Source organism: Halosimplex rarum, assembly GCF_047715405.1.
Classification (GTDB): Archaea; Halobacteriota; Halobacteria; order Halobacteriales; family Haloarculaceae; genus Halosimplex; species Halosimplex rarum.
The window spans coordinates 2246753-2265150 of sequence record NZ_CP180412.1; the positions used below are offsets into that span (position 1 = coordinate 2246753).

At 68.6% G+C, this 18398-nt stretch carries 14 protein-coding genes and 1 tRNA gene; 5 read left to right on the forward strand and 10 right to left on the reverse strand.

The genetic code is table 11. The features are described 5' to 3' along the window. Nucleotides 1-199 precede the first annotated feature (199 nt). Nucleotides 200-1654: an aryl-sulfate sulfotransferase gene (locus ACMGFH_RS10780; protein ID WP_415383133.1), complete on the forward strand. Its 1455-nt coding sequence runs from the start codon at nucleotides 200-202 to the stop codon at nucleotides 1652-1654. Nucleotides 1655-1682: 28 nt separating this feature from the next. Here the strand turns inward: ACMGFH_RS10780 and ACMGFH_RS10785 are convergent, their stop codons facing one another. The 4 genes from ACMGFH_RS10785 to ACMGFH_RS10800 form a co-directional block, all read right to left on the reverse strand. Then, nucleotides 1683-4283, reverse strand: a complete 2601-nt coding sequence (locus ACMGFH_RS10785) for an efflux RND transporter permease subunit (protein ID WP_415383135.1) — start codon at nucleotides 4281-4283, stop codon at nucleotides 1683-1685. Nucleotides 4284-4499: 216 nt separating this feature from the next. After that, a complete protein-coding gene (locus ACMGFH_RS10790; RefSeq protein ID WP_415383137.1) occupies nucleotides 4500-5576 on the reverse strand; it encodes a metal ABC transporter permease in 1077 nt (358 codons plus the stop codon). Continuing rightward, nucleotides 5573-6361 carry a metal ABC transporter ATP-binding protein gene (locus ACMGFH_RS10795; protein ID WP_415383138.1) on the reverse strand — a complete coding sequence of 263 codons (789 nt, stop codon included), beginning with the start codon at nucleotides 6359-6361 and terminating at the stop codon, nucleotides 5573-5575. Before ACMGFH_RS10795 ends, ACMGFH_RS10790 begins: the two co-directional genes overlap by 4 nt. Continuing rightward, a complete protein-coding gene (locus ACMGFH_RS10800) occupies nucleotides 6358-7434 on the reverse strand; it encodes a metal ABC transporter substrate-binding protein (protein ID WP_415383140.1) in 1077 nt (358 codons plus the stop codon). The genes ACMGFH_RS10795 and ACMGFH_RS10800 overlap by 4 nt, the downstream gene beginning before the upstream one ends. 331 nt (nucleotides 7435-7765) lie before the next feature. On the opposite strand from ACMGFH_RS10800, the gene gcvT reads away from it, so the two are divergent. Further along, nucleotides 7766-8863 carry a glycine cleavage system aminomethyltransferase GcvT gene (gene gcvT / locus ACMGFH_RS10805; RefSeq protein WP_415383142.1) on the forward strand — a complete coding sequence of 366 codons (1098 nt, stop codon included), beginning with the start codon at nucleotides 7766-7768 and terminating at the stop codon, nucleotides 8861-8863. After that, nucleotides 8860-9243, forward strand: a complete 384-nt coding sequence (gene gcvH, locus ACMGFH_RS10810; RefSeq protein ID WP_415383143.1) for a glycine cleavage system protein GcvH — start codon at nucleotides 8860-8862, stop codon at nucleotides 9241-9243. The genes gcvT and gcvH overlap by 4 nt, the downstream gene beginning before the upstream one ends. A 578-nt stretch (nucleotides 9244-9821) precedes the next feature. On the opposite strand, the gene ACMGFH_RS10815 is transcribed toward gcvH, so the two are convergent. After that, nucleotides 9822-11171: a carboxylate--amine ligase gene (locus ACMGFH_RS10815; RefSeq protein ID WP_415383145.1), complete on the reverse strand. Its 1350-nt coding sequence runs from the start codon at nucleotides 11169-11171 to the stop codon at nucleotides 9822-9824. A gap of 57 nt (nucleotides 11172-11228) precedes the next feature. Next, nucleotides 11229-11303: transfer RNA gene (locus ACMGFH_RS10820), tRNA-Ile, on the reverse strand. A gap of 100 nt (nucleotides 11304-11403) precedes the next feature. Between ACMGFH_RS10820 and ACMGFH_RS10825 the strand changes: the two genes are divergently transcribed. Beyond that, nucleotides 11404-11913 (forward strand): macro domain-containing protein, encoded by a 510-nt coding sequence (locus ACMGFH_RS10825; protein WP_415383147.1) that lies wholly within the window; start codon nucleotides 11404-11406, stop codon nucleotides 11911-11913. 47 nt (nucleotides 11914-11960) lie between these two features. Here ACMGFH_RS10825 and ACMGFH_RS10830 read toward each other — a convergent pair whose 3' ends face one another. The 3 genes from ACMGFH_RS10830 to ACMGFH_RS10840 all read right to left on the reverse strand — a co-directional run bounded on the left by ACMGFH_RS10830 (nucleotide 11961) and on the right by ACMGFH_RS10840 (nucleotide 15867). Next, nucleotides 11961-12824 (reverse strand): ATP-grasp domain-containing protein, encoded by an 864-nt coding sequence (locus ACMGFH_RS10830; protein WP_415383149.1) that lies wholly within the window; start codon nucleotides 12822-12824, stop codon nucleotides 11961-11963. Nucleotides 12825-12946: 122 nt separating this feature from the next. After that, entirely contained in the window at nucleotides 12947-13477 is a 531-nt protein-coding gene (locus ACMGFH_RS10835; protein ID WP_415383150.1) for a 50S ribosomal protein L16, read from the reverse strand. A gap of 104 nt (nucleotides 13478-13581) precedes the next feature. Continuing rightward, nucleotides 13582-15867, reverse strand: a complete 2286-nt coding sequence (locus tag ACMGFH_RS10840) for a restriction endonuclease (protein ID WP_415383151.1) — start codon at nucleotides 15865-15867, stop codon at nucleotides 13582-13584. A gap of 141 nt (nucleotides 15868-16008) precedes the next feature. On the opposite strand from ACMGFH_RS10840, the gene ACMGFH_RS10845 reads away from it, so the two are divergent. After that, nucleotides 16009-17007 carry a glutathione S-transferase family protein gene (locus ACMGFH_RS10845; protein ID WP_415383153.1) on the forward strand — a complete coding sequence of 333 codons (999 nt, stop codon included), beginning with the start codon at nucleotides 16009-16011 and terminating at the stop codon, nucleotides 17005-17007. Between the two features lie 26 nt (nucleotides 17008-17033). Here the strand turns inward: ACMGFH_RS10845 and ACMGFH_RS10850 are convergent, their stop codons facing one another. Continuing rightward, nucleotides 17034-18245 (reverse strand): hypothetical protein, encoded by a 1212-nt coding sequence (locus tag ACMGFH_RS10850; protein ID WP_415383154.1) that lies wholly within the window; start codon nucleotides 18243-18245, stop codon nucleotides 17034-17036. Between the last annotated feature and the right edge of the window lie 153 nt (nucleotides 18246-18398).

An 18398-nucleotide genomic window follows, 5' to 3' on the forward strand; every position in this document is an offset into this window, starting at 1 on the left:
CGTCAGGACGGCATCCACCCCGGTCCAGGCGAAGGCGTAGACGGCCAGCACCCCACGGAGAACGGAACCATGCCGGACGAGGGCGACTCGATTGCTGTCCGCAACCTCGACGACGGCGAGCGCGCGGCCGACCGACCCGACCGCGGGTCGGGCCCGGAGTCGTAACGGAGTTAACCCAGACAGTCGCATGTGCGGGCAGATGCGACGAACCGTCCTCCCGATCCTCGTGGTCGCGCTCCTGCTCGTCGTCCCGGTCAGCGGCGCCGCGTCGGCGGCGACGACCGGCCACGACGGCGCCGAACTCGCGGCCGCCGGAGCCGCGCTCCAGGAGCGCCCGAACCCCTGCGTTGGAACGATGGAACGAACGCCCGACGGGACGACCCTGTTCTCGATCCAGGGCGCCCACGGCGGCGAGAAGACCTCCGCGATGGTCGTCGGCGCCCGCCCGGACGGCTCCATCGTCGGCGTCCACAACGACACCGCCGCCGGCCGCTGGTGGAGCTACGACGTCGACGTGCTCCCGAACGGCAACGTTCTGGAGGCGACGACCGACAACCGCGACACGCTGATCGAGGAGATCGACCCCGCGACCGGCGAGCACGTCTCCGAGCGCCGCTTCGAGAACGTCTACGACACCCACGACGTCGACCTGATCAACGGAGACGAACTGGTCATGAACGACATGAGCCAGGACGGCGAGGACCGCCTGCTCGTCTACAACCTCACCCGCGAGGAAGTGGTGTGGGAGTACTACTTCGCCAACTACACCGACCACTACCCGCACGACGGTGGCGGCGAGTTCGGCGGCGACTGGACCCACAACAACGACGTCGACCAGATCGAGGACGGCGTCTTCATGGTCTCGGTCCGCAACTTCGACAAGGTCGTCGCCATCGAACGCGACACGAAGGAAGTCCGCTGGACGCTCGGCGAGGACGACAACACCTCGATCCTCCACGAGCAGCACAACCCCGACTACATCGAGAGCGAGGACGGCAACGCCACGGTCATCGTCGCCGACAGCCTCAACGACCGCGTCGTCGAGTACGAGCGCGAGGGCGACTCGTGGAATCAGACGTGGAGTCTGCACGGCGGTGGCCTCGCCGAACCGCGCGACGCCGACCGCCTGCCGAACGGCAACACGCTGATCGCCGACCGCCGCGCCCACCGCATCGTCGAGGTGACGCCCGAGGGCGACGTGGTCTGGGAGGTGTACTCGCCGTACCAGCCCTACGACGTCGAGCGCGTCGGCACCGGCGACGAGTCCAGCGGGCCGACGATGGCCGACGCCGGCGCGACCGGCCGCACCGAGGTGACCGGCAGCGCGGACTTCGACACCGGGGACGTCGAGGCCTGCTACGACTACCTCACCTCGGTCGAGCGCACGCGGCTGATCCCCGACGACGAGATCGACGCCGTCACCGAATCGACCGCGACCCAGGACGGAACCGACGGCGCCACCGGCGGAACCGACGGGAACGACACGGACGGCGACGGCGAGTCCGACTCTGACACCGAATCGGCCGGAAACGGCGACAGCGTGCTCGGAACGCCGACCGCCGGGTCTGGCCCGTCGCCGCTCGGTCCCGCCCTCGCGCTCGCCGGCGTCGCAGCCCTGTTCGCCGGCGCAATCGTGCGTCTGCGACGCCGCTGAAAAAAGACGGCTGCGGGCGATTTCTTCCTCAGTCCTGCGCCATCGGCGCGTCGCGTGAGGCGGACTCGCGCCGGACTGCGTCGACGCTGCCGTGGTTCGCCCACGTGAGCAGCAGGCTCGGCAGGACGAACACGGCGACGACGAACGACAGCGACAGCGCGAGGACGACGAGCGTCCCGAAGCTCTGGATCTGCGGGTGCGGGTGGAGCAACAGCGCGCTGAACGCGCCGACCGACGTGAGCGTGCTCCCGAGCAACGCGCCGCCGGTGCCCGTGACGGCCGTGCGGAGCGCGCCGGTGACGGTCTGCCCGCGTTCGATTTCCTGGGCGAATCGGTCGCTGACGTGGATGTTGTAGTCGATGCCGAGGCCGATGACCAGGCTCAACAGCAGCGCGGTCAGGAAGGTCAGCGGCACGTCGAGCAGGTACATCCCACCGACGACCAGCGCGAGCACGAGCGTGATCGGGACGACCGTGACCGCCCCGAGGCTCGCGCTTCCCGTCGCGAGCCTGTAGACGACAGTCAGCAGGACGCCCACCGCCGCCAGCGCGATCACTAGCGTGGTCATGATGCTGTCGGCGGTCTGTGACAGTTCGGCCTCGTTGAGCGTCCCCGCGCCGACGGCGATGGCGCTCACGCCGTCTGCGTCGACGCTCCCCGCGACGGCCTGCATCGCGTCGCCCTGGGCGGTGTACGTCGCGGCGTCGCTGATGGGGACGATAACGCGGAGCGACCGGTACTCGCCGCCGGTCCGTTCGCTCTGCTCACTCCCCGACGAGCCTCCGGTCGCTTCGCTCCCGGAGACGCCATCGGTCCGCTCGATCACGCGGCTCGCCTGTTCGGGCGCCGCGCCGTACAGCGCGTCGTAGACCTCCGCGACGTTCCGGTCGGGGACGCCGTCGCCGTCGGTGTCGGCGTCGCGGTACACCTGTGCGAATTCTTGATCCGCGGCGGCGACCGACTGCATGACCGACAGCGGCGAGACCGCCGGGACGGACCCGTCCCGCTGGAAGATCGCGTCCTGCTCCGCTGCCGAATCGCGGACCGTCTGCACGGCCGCGAGCGCCTCCGGTGAAGTCACGTCGCCTTCGAGCAGCACCTGGGACCGCCGACGGTCGTCCTCCGAGGCCGCGCGGTAGCGCTCGTCGACGTATCGGCTCTGTTCCTCGGACTCGTGGGTGTCCCAGCCGAGCGGGCCCGGGAGGTCCTGCTTCCACTCGGCGATGGGTTCGTCGGTCTGCTGGACGGACTGGCGGTCCAGATCGGTCCAGGCGACCGCACCGGCCGAGCCGGCGACCAGCGCGAGGACGATCACGACTGGCGCGGCCCGCTTCGCGAGGCGCGCGCCGCTCGACAGGAACGGTTCGAGCAGGCGCGTCTTCCCCAACGCCCGCTTGCGCCGGTCGAAGCCGACCCGTTCGAGCAGGCCGTCGACGGTCACCTTCAGCGCCGGGACGAGCGTCAGCGAGATCACGAACGTCGAGACGACGCCGAGCGTGATCCCGATCGCGAGCTGCCTGATGACGGTGAACTCGTTCGTGGCGTTGGACATGAACCCGACCGCCGCCGTGACGGTGACGAGCCCGAGCGCGACGGCGACCGACGATAGCCCGCGGAACATCGGCTCGCGGATACCTTCGGCCTCACCCCGTTCTTCGCGGTACCGCATGAACACGTGGAGCCCGTAGTCGACGCTCAGTCCGACGATGAGGACGGGGCCGATGATCATCGTCATCCCGGCTGGGATCTGCATCCAGCCGAGGATGCCGAACATCCACAGCACGGAGAGGACGACGCCGGTGAACCCGACGATCACGTCTACCAGATCGCGGTAGGAGAACGCGAGCACGGCGAGGATCGCCAGCAGCGCGACCGGGACGATGAGTTCCGTCGTCTGCTGGCTGTAGTTCGCGTTGGACTCGGCGATCGCGTGTTCGCCCGTCGTGAAGTACTCGGGGTCTTCACGGTCCTGGGCGATCTCGTAGAGCGCCGCGGTCGCCGCCGTGCGCGTCTCGGCGGCCGACTCGCCGGCGTCCGCGCTCTCGAACCTGAACAGCAGCCGCTGGCTCTCGGCCGTCGCCGTCCCCGTCTCGTAGTCCCCGGGGAGCAGCGCTTGTGCCTGCGAGCCCTCGGTGAGCGTCTCCGCCACGAGGGATTCGACCTCGCTCTCGTCGGTCGACTCCAGCGCCGCGATCTGCTCGTCGATCGTCGCGTCCGAGGTGCCGGCCGCGCGCATCGCGATCAGGTTCGCGACGCCGACTGGTTCGCGGTCGCCGAGGCTCGCGGCGACCGATTCGTTTTCGAGCGCCGTTCGCTGGAAGCGCAGCGAGTCCAGTAGCGCGCTCTTCGAGAGGACGTTCCCGCCGTCGCTGCGAACGTAGACGGGAGCCGGGCTGACGGCGGTCGCGTTCTCGCTCTCGTCGTCGTGGCCGCCGTAGTTGGTCTGGATGTAGTCGAGTTTCTGAGCGACTTCGGTGTCGCCGACGGCGCTGCTCGCGTTCGCCTGGCTTTGGGTCTGCAACTGCCCGATTCCGGCGACGACGCCGGCCGTCGCCAGCAGCATCACCAGGAGCACGACGACGTTGTGCTCGGTGACGAACCGGAGCGGGCGTTCGAGGGCGTCCCTCACGGGGACACCTCCGTCTGCGTGTGCGGTGCGCCACCCGGCCACCGGCCGGGCGGGAGGGCGATCCGTCGGATCGACGCTTCGGGAACCATTGCGTTCGACGGGTCGCCCCGACGGATCATATAAACGGGATCACGGTTTCAGACCGAGAAACTGTGCGAAACTACGGGGGACAGTGTGGCGGACTTCGGACGGAGCGTCTTCGAGTCCCCGATTCTCTCAGTCCGACGGCGAGTCGCGCTCGTCGACGTCGATGCGTCCCATCTCGGGGGTCGCCTCGTCTCCGAGGGAGGTCTGGAGTTTCCCCACGGCGACGGCGGCGACGTAGATGGCGACCGCGACGAGGACGACGACCCCGCCGGCGGTCGCGCCGGCGTAGTAGGAGACGCCGATGCCGACCAGCACCGCCAGTTCCGCGAGGACGACCGAGACGAGCAGCGCCTCGTCGAAGCTCCGGGCGACCTGCGAGGCGGCGGCGACGGGGACGACGAGCATCGCGGCGACGAGGATGACGCCCATGATCTGCATCGCGCCGACGACGACCATCGCCGTCAGCATCACGACGATCCGGTTGTACCAGTCGACCGGGATGCCCGACACCTCGGCGGCCGTCTCGTCGAAGGTGACGTACAGCAGTTGGTTGCGCGTTACGCCGACGACGGCGACGACGATGGCGAACAGCACGAGCAACACCGCGGCGCTCTGGGAGGTAACCGTCGAGAGGTTGCCGAAGAGGTACTGGTCGACGCTGACGGTCAGCCCGCCCGCGTTGATGCTGATGAGCGTCGTCCCGAGCGCGAAGCCCGTCGAGAGGACGATGGCCATCGACACGTCGTTGTAGGCGTCGGTCACCTCCGAGATGAGTTCGATGCACAGCGCGGCGATCATCGCGACGACGACCGCCGTCAGGTAGGGGGTGACCCCCAGGTCGATGACCGCGTTGAGGAACAGTCCGACCGCGACGCCGGCGAAGGCGGTGTGGGCCAGCGCGTCGCCGATGAGCGCGAGCTGGCGGTGGACGAGGAAGGTCCCGATGAGCGGCGCCATCACGCCGATGCACAGCCCCACCAGAATCGCACGGTGCATGAACCCGTATTCGAGGACCTGCAGGCCGGTCTGCTTCGCTACCCAGCCCACCGCGCCCGACCAGAGGTCGAGTATCCAGTACAGCGGGGCGAGTACCGCGTCGAGCGGGCTCGACTGGAGGGCGGCGAGCGCGGGCCAGACGTCGACCGTCGGTCCCAGCAGTTGTGCGAGGAGTCGCGCGACGACCTGCGCGAGGAGCGGGTCGGTCATCCCGACTCACCCAGCCCCCTCGCCGCCGTCCCGAACGCGCGGACCAACGCGTCGCTGTCGACGAACTCGTCGGTCGGGCCGTCGAAGTACACCTCGCCGTCGAGACAGACGACGCGCTCGGCGTGTTCGGTCACGGCGCTCAGATCGTGCTCGATGAGCAACACGGTGATCCCGTCGTCGTTGAGCGATTCGAGCAGCGCGTAGAACGCCTCGACGGACTCGGCGTCGACGCCGACGGTCGGCTCGTCGAGGACGAGCAGCTCCGCCTCGCTCGCGAGCGCCCTGGCGATGAACGCCCGCTGGCGCTGGCCCCCCGAGAGCTGGGTGACCCGCCGGCCCGCGAACTCCGACATGCCGACGGTCTCGAGCGCGCGGTCGACGATTTCCCAGTCGTCGGCCGAGAGGAGGCCGAACCCGACGTGGGGGAACCGACCCATCTTCACGACCTCGCGGACGGTGATGGGCATCTCCTTCGAGGCGCTGGCGTGCTGAGCGACGTAGCCGACGCGGTCGCCGTCGTCGAAGCGGTGGGCCGGCTCGCCGAACAGCCGGACCGCCCCGGCGTCGGGTTCGAGCAGCCCCAGCATTAGCTTCATCAGCGTCGACTTGCCCGAGCCGTTCGGGCCGACCACCGCCACGTACTCGCCGGGATCGATGGTCAGCGAGACGTCTTCGACCACCCGGGTCGCGGTGTAGCCGAAGTCGACGTCTGCCACTTCGATCACCGGGTCCTCGGACTGGTGTGTCTGCTCGGTCACCGTCTCCGCCGTCGGCTGCCCGCTCATTCGAAGTTCCTCCACTCCTCGGTCCAGCCGTCGGGGCCGGCGTCTTCGGGCGCTTTGTTCCCGAGCACGACCTCGAAGGTAGGCATGTTGATGTTGTAGGCGATCTCCTCGTAGCCCCAGTCCTCGGCCACCCAGTCCTCGCGGACGCCCGCGTAGGGGGTCACCGGGAAGTACGCCGTTACCTGCGTCTCCTCCAGAAGCTGCTTGGCCGGTCGGCGCGCTTCGAAGACGCCGTTGGCGATGTAGTCGATGTCGTTCTCGTCGATGACCTCCTTCGCTCGTGCGATGTCCTCGGGCGCCACGTCGCCGCTGGCCGCGAGGTTGGTGACCAGCGGGCGCATCCTGACGCCGTAACGCACGCCGATGTACTGGAAGGCGTTGTGCGCCGCGAGCTGGACCACGTCGCGGTCGGCCGCGTCGAAGATGGCCTGGTAGTCGGCGTCGATCTTGTCGACCGTTTCCGTCTTGTACGTCTCCGCGTTGTCGCGGAGGGCGTCCTCGTGGTCGGGCGCGAGTTCGACCAGCCCCTCGACGATGTTGTCGACGGACGTCTTCGCGCGGTGTGGATCGAGCCAGAAGTGCGGGTCTTTCCCCTTCTGTCGTCCGACGCCCTCCTCGTCCGGATCGAGCGAAGCCGCCAGATCCACCAGCTCGACGCCCGCGCGAGCGTTGATCAGTTGCGTGTCGACGTTATCGTCTTCGAGCGTCTGGATGGCCCGATCCGCCCAGGGCTGGAACCCCGGGCCGACGTGGAGGAACGCGTCGGCCTCGATGATGTCCTGCGTGACGCTGGCGTTCGGTTGCCAGCCGTGACCGTGGAGGCCTGTCGGGACGAGGTTCTCGACCGTGATGGGCGTTCCCTCCGCGATATTCCGGGCGAAGTCGTAGAAGCTGAAGAAGGAGGCCACCACCACGGGGCCGTCCCCGTCGCCGCCCCCGCCGGGTCCGTCCGTTCCCGCAGTCGTTCCACCGATACATCCCGCGAGGCCGCCGATCAGGGCACTCGACCCCGCTGCGAGTACTTGTCGACGCGTCGGTCGCGGCCCGTCTACCGCTCCGCTCGTGTGAGTCATTACCTCGCCGTAGACACCGATAACACATTAATGCTTCTAGTCGAATCAGATTTTTAGATTAGTCTAATTCGAGCAGATTCCGGAGATTGGATCCCTCTAGCGTCCGAATCGTGGAAAGCCACTCTTTCGCGGTCTCCCATCGGAAGCCCGGAGGTGGACTGACGAGCCCGGACGAAGAGCCGATGCCTGAATCGGTGACCGCCGAGCGGTTTCGGCGTCGTTCGATATAGTCGCATGCAGTTGAGAGCGTCAGACGCGGGGTCGAGACGGGATGACCGCGCACGTGCGGGCGACGACAACAGTTACGTCGCTGGCGGGCGGATTCCGGGACATGACGCTCAGACAGCCGCCGCTCGCGGCGGCACACGAGGACAGCGGCGCGACGCTGACGGAGTTCGGGGGGTGGGAGATGCCCGTCGAGTTCGACTCGATCCGGCGCGAACACGAGGCGGTCCGCGAGTCGGTCGGCCGCTTCGACGTCTCGCACATGGGCCAGATCACCGTCACCGGCGACGACGCCGGCCGGCTCACCAACCGGCTGGTGACCAACGACGTCTCCGACCTGGACCCCGGCGAGTCGAACTACGCCGCGATCACCGACGACCGCGGCGTGATGCTCGACGACACCGTCGTCTACCGCCCGCCCGCCGATTGGTCGGTCGACGCCGACTACCTCGTGATCCCCAACGCCGGCCACGACACCGAGATGGCCGACCGCTGGGTCGAACACCGCGAAGCGTGGGAGCTCGACGCCACGGTCGAGAACCGCACGGATTCGCTCGGGATGATCGCGCTCCAGGGCCCGGTCGCCGAGGACCTGCTGGCCGACGAGACCGACGCCGACCTCGGGTCGCTGGCCCGCTTCGACTCGTTCGTCGCGAGCGTCGCCGGCGTCGAGACCCTCGTCTCCCGGACCGGCTACACCGGCGAACCCGGCTTCGAGCTGGTCGTCCCCTGGGAGGAGACCGAGACGGTATGGACGGCTCTGGACTGTCAGGCCTGCGGGCTCGGCGCCCGCGACACCCTCCGCCTGGAGATGGGGTTTCTCCTCTCCGGGCAGGACTTCGACCCCGGGGAGAACCCGCGGAACCCCTACGAGGCCGGCATCGAGTTCGCCGTCGACCTCGACTCGGAGTTCGTCGGCCGCGACGCCCTCGAAGGCGCCGACGTCCAGGGGGTCGACGAGAAGCTCCGCGGGATCGAACTGGTCGACCGCGGCGTCCCCCGCGAGGGGTACCCGGTCACCACGGCCGACGGCGACTCGCTCGGGGAAGTCACGAGCGGGACCTTGAGCCCGACGCTGGACGCGGGGATCGCCCTCGCGTACCTGCCAGTCGACCGGGTGAGCCCCGGCGACTCCGTCCGGGTCGAAGTCAGGGACGAACCGAAGAAAGCACGTATCACCACCACCCCATTCCTCGATAGATGAGCTTCGACGTTCCCGACGACCTGCGCTACCTCGAATCCCACGAGTGGGTGCGGGTCGACGACGACAGCGCGCGCATCGGCATCTCGGACTTCGCCCAGGACGAACTCGGTGACGTGGTGTTCGTCGACCTCCCGAGCGAAGGCGAGGAGATCGCGGCCGACGAGGACTTCGGCGTCGTCGAGTCGATCAAGGCGGTCTCCGACATCTACGCCCCCGTCTCCGGGACGGTGACTGCGGTCAATAGTGACCTCGCGGACGCCCCCGAACTGATCAACGAGGACCCCTACGGCGACGGTTGGCTGATCGACGTCGAACTGACCGACGACGGCGAACTCGACGACCTCCTGACTGCCGACGAGTACGAGGACCAGATCGCCTGAACGCGGTGTCCTCGTCTCGACGTCGCTGACCGCCCGTGAATAACCCGACCCGATAGCCCGATATCGGCCCGCAGAATCCTCGATCTATTCGATTGCTCCTCTCTCGCGCCTCGAACGGTCCGTTCGGTCCGCCACTAGTAAACCCATTTCCGCTATATGGAATGGCGGTAGGCCCGCCAGAGCGGGCCACAGTCGAGGCCGAACTCTGCGCGTACATCGCCTCGCAAGACGGCGACGACGGCCAGGAGCGGTCGGTCCGTTCGCAGACGCCGCCCAGTACGCGCAGTTCGCGCCCGTTGACGGCGTCCTCGACGACACCGACCACGTCGTCGACATAGAGACCGTCGCGTTCGTCCCCGCGGAGTTGACGGCAGAACGTCGCGGTCGGAAATTCGAGAATATTGGGATCAACTTGGGACAATAACTGATGCGATCGGGGTGTATCTGTCCGAAAATGGAAACAGAACAGCACGTTTCGCTGGCTACGCGATGGATTCCCCGCCTACTGCAGGCGTGGCTGTAGGCGGTACCAGCTGGAACTCGCCGACGTCGGAGCCCACAGACCGTGAAGTGGATGATTACAGTCGTAGTTGCGGCACAGCGGGTAGTTCAGAAACGAGATCTAACCAGTCCTGGACGAACGGCCCGGTATCGTCGAGGCTGAGATAGTCGAACCGCGGGTTCTCGTGGCAAGAGACGGCAATGTCACGGAGCGTATCGACGTACGATGGCCGTTCAACGTGCGGCGAGTCGTGCCGGGCGAGACTCAACACGTACAGCAATTCCCCCTTCAGCCAGTGACATCCGACACCGACGTCGTAGCTCGGGTCTATCTCCGCTTCCCGGCCGGTCACCTGTTGCCAGTAGTACTTCGGGAAGTCTGCGCCCATCCTGACACTCGATGCGAGTGACTGCCACATTCGGGGATTGATCTCCGCGAGCACGAACTCGCCCGTGTTCTCGTCTCGAAGATACTCCAGGCAGGCGAGGCCGTGCCATTCCAGATGATCCAGTAGGTCCGTCGCTACCGCTTCGAGTTCCGGAATCGCGACCGATTCGCGGTACGCGCCGCCGGATCCGACGTACGAAGTACCCCGGACCTGGCGGTGCTGGAAGACAACCAGCGGGTCGCCCCGGTCGTACAGCGCTCCGACCATGTATTCCTCGTCTGCCGGAACGTACTCCTGGACGATCGGGTCGTGTCCCATCTCCGCTCGAAGTCGATCGGTATCGGGCCGTTCACCGGGACGAACGTGCTCGATACCGTCGGGTGAAAGGGCTTCCTCCGGGCCGAGCCAGTCGCAGTAGGTCTCGGTGAGCAGGTTGTACCGCGACTTGATGAGTCGTTCCCCCGACCAGTCGTCGACGTCGTCCATGAGTTGGGTTTCGGGAACCGGGACACCGGCTGACTCGGCCGCCTCGACGAGTTCGACCCGATCGTGTGCCTGTCGGAGCGTCTCCAGTGGCGGAACGGCGAGGGAAACGTGGCGCTCGAACGACGACCGGTACCGGGAGAGGACGTAGATGTCGGTTTCGCGCACGGGAATTATCGTCTCGACGTCTCGACGGGACGCGACGTCGAGGAGCGCGTCCTTGTACGCCACGAGGTCCTTCTCGGGATCGGGAACCGCTACCATCTCGTCACAGTAGCTCGAGGAACTCCCCGTCGAGGATGCCTTCTCCGAGACCACGATGGTGTGGATCCCCGCCGACCCGAGTGAGCGGAGACACGCTACAGTACTCGGAACGGTAGTCGCTGGGACGACGACCGAAGCCCCGTCAGAAGTGACCTCTTGTTCCATCAATCGCTCTTTGCCCTGATTACTCCATAGTAAATCACGACGTATCTCCCGGAACGACTCGACTAACTGAGACGGGTAATATCGGGAAGAGAGAGGGAGACGGTCGTTCGCCCGCCGACCGCCCAAGTTTAAATATTCGGAGACGATTCAGTGGTCGCTTACCGTCGTTCGCGGCACGTTGAATGGGCCCGCTCGGATTTGAACCAAGGACGAAGCGGTTATGAGCCGCTCTCTCTAACCAGACTGAGATACGGGCCCGGTACATCCCACGATTTCGGACGCCGGCCCTTTAGCCTACCGGGTTCTCCCACAGCGGCCCCGGGACGGCATTTTAGGCCCAGCCGCCCCGAGTCCGAACATGGACTTCGACACCGTCCAGGGCGACATCGCCCGGCAGTCCGCCGACGCACTGGTCAACGCCGCGGGCACGACCCTCCGGATGGGCAGCGGCGTCGCGGGCGCGCTCCGCCGGGCTGCCGGCGGGCCGATCAACGAAGCGGCCACCTCGAAGGGACCGGTCGAGCTCGGCGAGGTCGCAGTCACCGACGCCTTCGACCTCGACGCCGAGTACGTCGTCCACGCCGCCGCGATGCCCCACTACGGCGACGGGCAGGCCACCCGCGAGTCCATCGCCGACGCGACCAGCAACGCCCTCGCTCGCGCCGACGAACTTGGGTGCGAGTCCGTCGTCCTCCCCGTTCTCGGCACCGGCGCCGCCGGCTTCGCGTTCGACGAGGGCGCCCGCATCGTCTGTGAGAGTGTCGACGAGTACGACGCCGATGGACTGACCGACGTGCGCGTCATCGCCTACTCCGACGACGAGTGCTCCCAGTTGGAGCGGATCGCCGACGAGATCCAGCACAGTTGATCGCCAGGTAACCGTTCAGCCGCGCCGAACCCGTCCGACGAGAAGCTTCACTCCTCGGCGGTCCGCCGGATAAGATCGGCCAGGTCGTCCCAGAAGCCGTCGACGTACTTGGAGGCGTCGTCGATGGTGGGACGGGCGTTGGTCTCGTTGACGACGCACCGCTCGTCGGTCACGAGCAGGTCCACGCCGAGGAACGGGATGTCCAGCACGTCGGCGGTCCGTTCCGCCAACTCGCGCAGTTCGGGGTCGAGATCGACCCGGCTGGCCTCGGCACCGCGGTGGACGTTGTGCTTCCACTGGCCGGCGGCGAGCGCGTCGTCGGGGAGGCGGCGCTCGACGGCACCGATGTACTCGCCGTCGAGGACCATCACTCTGTAGTCGGTCGCGCCGGGGAGGTACTCCTGGAGGAGGTAGGACTTGTCGCCGGTCGCGTGGAAGTCGTGGACGAGGTCGAGGTAGTCGACGACGCCGAGCAGCGAGTCCAGGTCGTGGGCCTTCGCGACGCCGACGCCGCGGGTTGTCGAGTTGGGTTTGACGACGACCGGTCGGTCGAAGCCCTCGACGGCGGCCGCGACTGTCGACTCGTCGACGGGGTTCGAGACCATCACTGTCTCCGGGACGGGAACCCCGGCGTCGGCCAGCCGAGTGATCACGTCGGCCTTGTTTCGCGAGCGGAGGATCGCCTCGCGGTCGTTGACCCACGGGACGCCCAGCGCGGCGTCGGCGACGCCGCCCTCCATGAGTCGCGGCGGGTAGACGAACCCGACGTCGAACTCACCCCACGGGGGGTCGGTGAGCGAGATCGTCCGCTCGCGCGACTGGACGTGGTCGGCCCGCACGTCGCGCGCGGCGAGCGGCTCGCGCATGCGCTCGTAGGTCTCGGCGTCTGTGGCGACCGCCAGCCGAAGCATGCCCCCTCGTTGTGACGAATCCCACTTAGCCCCTCCGCTCGCGCCGGAATCGAGGCAGCGAAGTCAGCCGGCGAGAACGGACTCGTCAGTAGGCCGCCGGAGAAAGCGAGAGGAAGGCCGCGTTACGCGATGAGGAGCTCTTCGCCGCGTTCGACCTTGATGCGGCACGGCGGCGTGATCTTGTTGTACGCGCGGCGGAACGCTTCCTTGACTTCGACGGCCTGGTCGACGTCGCAGTAGGCCGTAAAGAGCTGCTCGCCGGCCTGGACGCGCGAGGCGGTGCCGACGATCTTCCCGAAGGCCTGGCGCATACCGTCGGAGACGCGGTCCGCGCCCGCGCCGGTCGCCTGCTTGTTCTCCCGGATGACCTGGTGGGGGAACTTCCGGAGGACCATCTTGTAGTTGCCCTCGCCGAGTTCCTTGATCAGGTGGCGGTTCGCAGACAGGCGCGAGGCCTCCATCGAGCCGTGGCGCAGCTGAACGGACTCCTCGACGATGAGCGAGATCTGGACCGGGTAGTCGTCGGGGTCGGCGTTCTTGTCGCCCATCTGGTGCTGTGCGATCTTCGAACCGGGAATACCCGTGATGTACTCCCGTCGGGTGTACGCGGGCTTGTCGATGTCCCGGTACATCGAGGCTGGTTTCTCGGCCATGGTCTTGGTGTAGACGTGGCCTAGCGGTGGTAAAAGGGCTTCGAACCCGCGCGGGCGTGTGGGCCGCTCTGCCACACGCCGGTGACGCCTGTCGACGGCCGATCTCACGGAATCGAGACGCCGTGCGCGTCGATCTGGTCCGAGAGCGCGTCGGGCCCGACGACGCGGACGCCGCGGTCAGTCACCCGTTCTCGCGCCCGCTCCGGCAGGCAAGCGCCGGTGACGACGACTGCTTCGTCGAGCCCCTGGGCCCGTTCGACGGTCGCGGCGAACCGGTCGACGTCGTCGGGGCCGACCGCTGGCGCGCTCGACGAGTCGACCGTCAGGATCGCGGCGGTGATGGTCACCGGATCCGGCGTCGTCACCCGGATATCGTACGCGACGAGCGTGCTCCCCGGAGACTCGACCTCCCAGCCCGTCGACTCGAACAGGTCCGCGACGAGTTCCCGGAACCGCTCGGGGTCGAGCGACGCGAGGCCGTCGGTCGATCGCGTCGCGTCCGCGGATTCGGTCGATTCGGACCCCGACGGCTCGATGCGGGTCTGAGACTCTCTGACAGACTCTCCGGCGTCCGCGTCCCCGTCGTCGGACGCCGCGTCGCCGTCATCAGACTCTCCGCCGCTTCCCTCGGAGTCTGCATCGGTGTCCTCCGTCCGTTCGGCGGACATCCAGTCGTCGTCGGTCTCGTCGTCGACGAACACCCACCCTTCGCGGTCGGTATTGGGTTCGTCTGCCGACCCGACTGGAACGGGGTCGTCCGCCGAACCGTCTGCGTCGGGCTCGGCTTCTGATTTCACCGCGCCGGCTTCGTCGACGCCCGTACCCGCGATCGTCTCGTCGACGGCCTCCGCGATCGAATCGTCTACGTCGCCTGCCATCGCCTCCGCCAGTGCGTTGGCGATCTCCTCGTCGACGTCGCTCGGTGGGGCTTCGGTGCCGTCGCTCGGCGCGTCCTCGTCACCGGCACCTGTCGTGGCGTCGTCCCCCTCGGCCGCTGTGTCGTCTTGGACGTCGGTAGCCGGCGCTTCGTCCCCGTCGGGCGTGACCACCACGGTCTCCCGGGCGTCGTCGGACGGTTCGCCCTCGCTCTCTGATCGGGCGGCGCGGCGCTCGGCGAGTCGGTCCCGGAGCCGTTCGACGGCGTCGAGTTCGTCGGGGACGCGCTCGCGGGCGACGTCGTGGGCCGCGTCGAGCGCCGACGCCGCCCGCTCGTCCGCAGCAGCGGCCGCGTCCGGTGGCGCGTCCTCGGCCAGATCGATGGCCCGCCGAGCGCGCTCGCAGTGGGCCGCGACCAACTGCTCGGCGGCGATAGCGAGGCGCTCGCGGACCGTGTCGCGGTCGCCGGCGAACCGCCGCTCGCCGCGACCCCAGTCCAGCGCCCGGAGCGTCTCGTAGCGGTCGAGCGCGCGCTCCCACCACTCGACCGCCGTCTCCGGGTCGTCGGCCGCCGACGCCTTCTCGACGGCGGCTTCGGCGCGTTCGAGCGGCGCGCTCGTCAGCCGGTCGCGCTCGGTCGCGAGGCGGTCGCGGTGGCGCTCGATAGCGCGGTCGGTCGGCAGGCCCGCGTCGACCGACAGCGCCGCCGCGTAGCTCTCGTCGGCCCGTTCCAGCAGATCCAGCGCTTGCTCGTAGTCGCCGTCCTCCCGACGTGCCTGCGCCCGTTCGCCGAACGCTTCGGCCCGCCCCGCGTAGGCGCGCCGCTCGCAGTCCCGCAGCCGCCCCCTCGCAGATTCGAACCGGTCGGCGAGCGTCGCTGCCGCGCCGTCCAGCGACGCCGCCGCGTCACGGGCGGCCTCCAGCGCCTCGCGCGCCTCGTCGAGCGCCGGCAACACGCCCTCCGCGTCTCCCGAGCCGAACTGCGCGTCGGCGCGGTCGAGCGCGTCCGCTGCGGCTTCGAGGTGGCGCTCGGCGCGCGCCCAGACCCCCGCTGCGCCGTCGACGAACTCCCGAACCGCGTCGAGATCACCCCGCGTCGGAAACCGGTACTGCAGGCCGTCGACGGTGTCGACGACGAGTGCCCCCCCGAGGAACCCGTCCTCGGTCCGCGCGTCGACCACGTCCGACAGCGCCACCGACCGCGTCCGGTCGCCGTCGGCGCGACCGACCGCGAACAGCACTCGCGCGTCCGTCACCAGCGCCGCTGCGGTGTGGTCCCCGTCGGGAGCGAGCGCCCCCTCCGCGTCCCGCTCCCCGTCCGCGTCCCCCTCGTCTGTTCGTTCGATCGAGACCCCCCGTTTCTTGTTCCGGACGACGTACCGCGGCGTCTCCGCGGGTTCGACGTACTCGCCGAGCGGCCGGTCCGCGAGTAGCCCGCGCGCGATGAGTCCGCCGCTGCCGGTCTCCCGGAGCACCGCGGCGTCGCCGTCCTCGACTTCGATTACGTGTTCCATCGGCCCACCCGTCGTGACTGGCCCAACCATCGACGGGATGACACTAAACTCTTTGGTCAGCCCCGTCAGACCGGACGAACGGCGGGTTACACGCGGGTCACTGGGGTCCTTTTGGGCGTGGCGGCCCAACGGTGAACCGGCATGAACAAACTCGTCGACGGCGAGTGGCGGACAGACATCGACGACTACACCAACGACGACGGCGAGTTCGAGCGCCAGGAGTCGACGTTCAGGGACTGGGTCGAGGACGACCCCGACGCCCGCTTCCAGCCCGAAGCGGGCCGGTACCACCTCTACGTCTCCTACGCCTGCCCGTGGGCGCACCGCACCCTGCTGATCCGCTCGCTGAAGGGCCTCGAAGACGCCATCTCGGTCGACGTGGTCGACCCCTACCGCGACGACGACGGCTGGCAGTTCACCCCCGACAAGGAGGGCTGCACGCCCGACACCGTCAACGGCAGCGACTACCTCCGGGAGGTCTACCAGGCCGCCGACCCGGACGCGACCTGCCGCGTGACGGTCCCGGTCCTCTGGGACAAGGAAGAAGAGACAATCGTCAACAACGAGTCCGAGGAGGTCCTCCGGATGATCGACACCGAGTTCGGAGAGATCGCCGAGCGCGACGTGAACCTCTATCCCGACGGATACCAGGACGAGGTCGACCGGATCGTCGAGGACATCTACGAGCCGATCAACAACGGCGTCTACCGCGCCGGCTTCGCGAGCTCACAGGAGGCGTACGACCGGGCCATCGACGCGCTCTTCGACGCGCTCGACCACTGGGACGAGGTCCTCGCCGACCAGCGCTACCTCGCCGGCGACCGCCTGACGGAGGCCGACGTCTGCATGTTCACGACGCTGGTCCGCTTCGACCACGTCTACCACACCCACTTCAAGTGCAACGTGAAGGCGATCCACGAGTACGACAACCTCTGGCCGTACCTGCGCGACCTCTACCAGACGCCCGGCGTCGCCGAGACGGTGAACATGGACCACATCAAAGAGCACTACTACACGACCCATCCGGACGTCAACCCGAAGCGACTGGTCGCCCGCGGACCCGACCTGCACTTCGACGCCGGACACGACCGGGACGAACTCCCCGGCGGCCCGCCCACCGAGTTACTGCCGCTGGCGTAAGCGGCTAGGGAGCGGTCCGCGTCTTCTCAGTCGCCGCTCGAACTCGCCGACCGAGCGCCGCTACCGTCGGCGCGGGCCGCGAGTTCGCGTCCCAGCGGCGAGTCCGGACGGGTCCGCACGGCCACGGCGGAGCCGTCGTCGACGGTCGCGACGACCGTCCGCCGGCGCGTCCGGACGACCTCCAAGCCGTCGAACTCGTCGCTGCGCCGCACGGCGCGGACCACGAGCGCGAAGCTGCCGGCTATCGCGAGCGCGAACAGCGGCGCGAGCGGTCCGGCTTCGAGCCCGACGAGCGCGGCGAACGGCGCAAGTGCGACCGCGCCGGCCGCCCACAGCGCGAGCGGGTCGTCGCTCGCCCTCCCGCGGAGCCGTCGTTCGATCCCGGAGAGCGCGTCCGCGAGCGAGCCGGCCGGGCCGAACCGTCGAAGCCGGTCCGTCAGCGTCGTGCCGTTCACCGCGAGTCCCTCGCGGCGGACGTGGTCGAATGCCAACACTCCCCCGACCGTGGCGAGCGCGAGCGCCGGCGTCAGCGGGTTCGACGCGACGGCGAGCACGCCGAGGAAGGCGACGACGGAGAGGCCGTATCCGAGGCCGCCCAGCACGCGAGCGTCGCTACCGCGGACGCCGAACGCCGCGTCGACGGAGCTCCGCACTGCGCAGAGCCGGTCGAAGCCGACGCTGACGAGGCCGTCGTCCGTCGCGACGACGAGCCGGTCGTCGGTGAGGCCGGCCGTCGCCGGACCGCCGTTGTTCCCGAGCAGCTCCCCGGCCGCGACGAGCTGTAGCGACTCGTCTGACCGGAGCACCCGTCGGATCGGTCGCGCGTCCCCGTCCAGTTGCGAGAGCGGCGTCCACGCCTCGACCGTCGTGACGCGGTCGACGGCGCGGCCGATGGCCCCGCGGACCGCGCTCCCCCAGTCACCGTCGCGTCCCGCGTCGTCCTCGTCGTTCGGCGCCTCCCGTTCGTCAGTCGCCGCGTCCCGCTCGTCGATCGCCGCGTTCCCCTCGCCGGGCGCCGACCCGTTCTCGTCGATCACCGCCTCGCTCTCGGGGCGGTCCCACGTCTGCCGAGCGCCCGATGCCGTCCACCACTGTCCGTCCCGGTCCGACGCGGCGTTCGACCCCATCGCGTCCGTCTCGACGCGCCTCGCCGCGGTCGCGGAGCGTCCGGCGCCGACGTCCCCCCGGCTCTCGTCGGCGTCGTCGCGGGGGTCCTCTGTCGTTCGTCTCTCTCCCATGGGGGCGAGTACTCCGCGCCGACGGGATTGTAAATGACAGCTTATCGGCCCGATTGGCGGTTCTCGCCGATGGATCCGACCGCGGCTCGACGCGGGGGAGGCCGGTGGGGAGAGCCGACCGCGTCGCGGACTCCGGCGACGACCGCCGGTGTC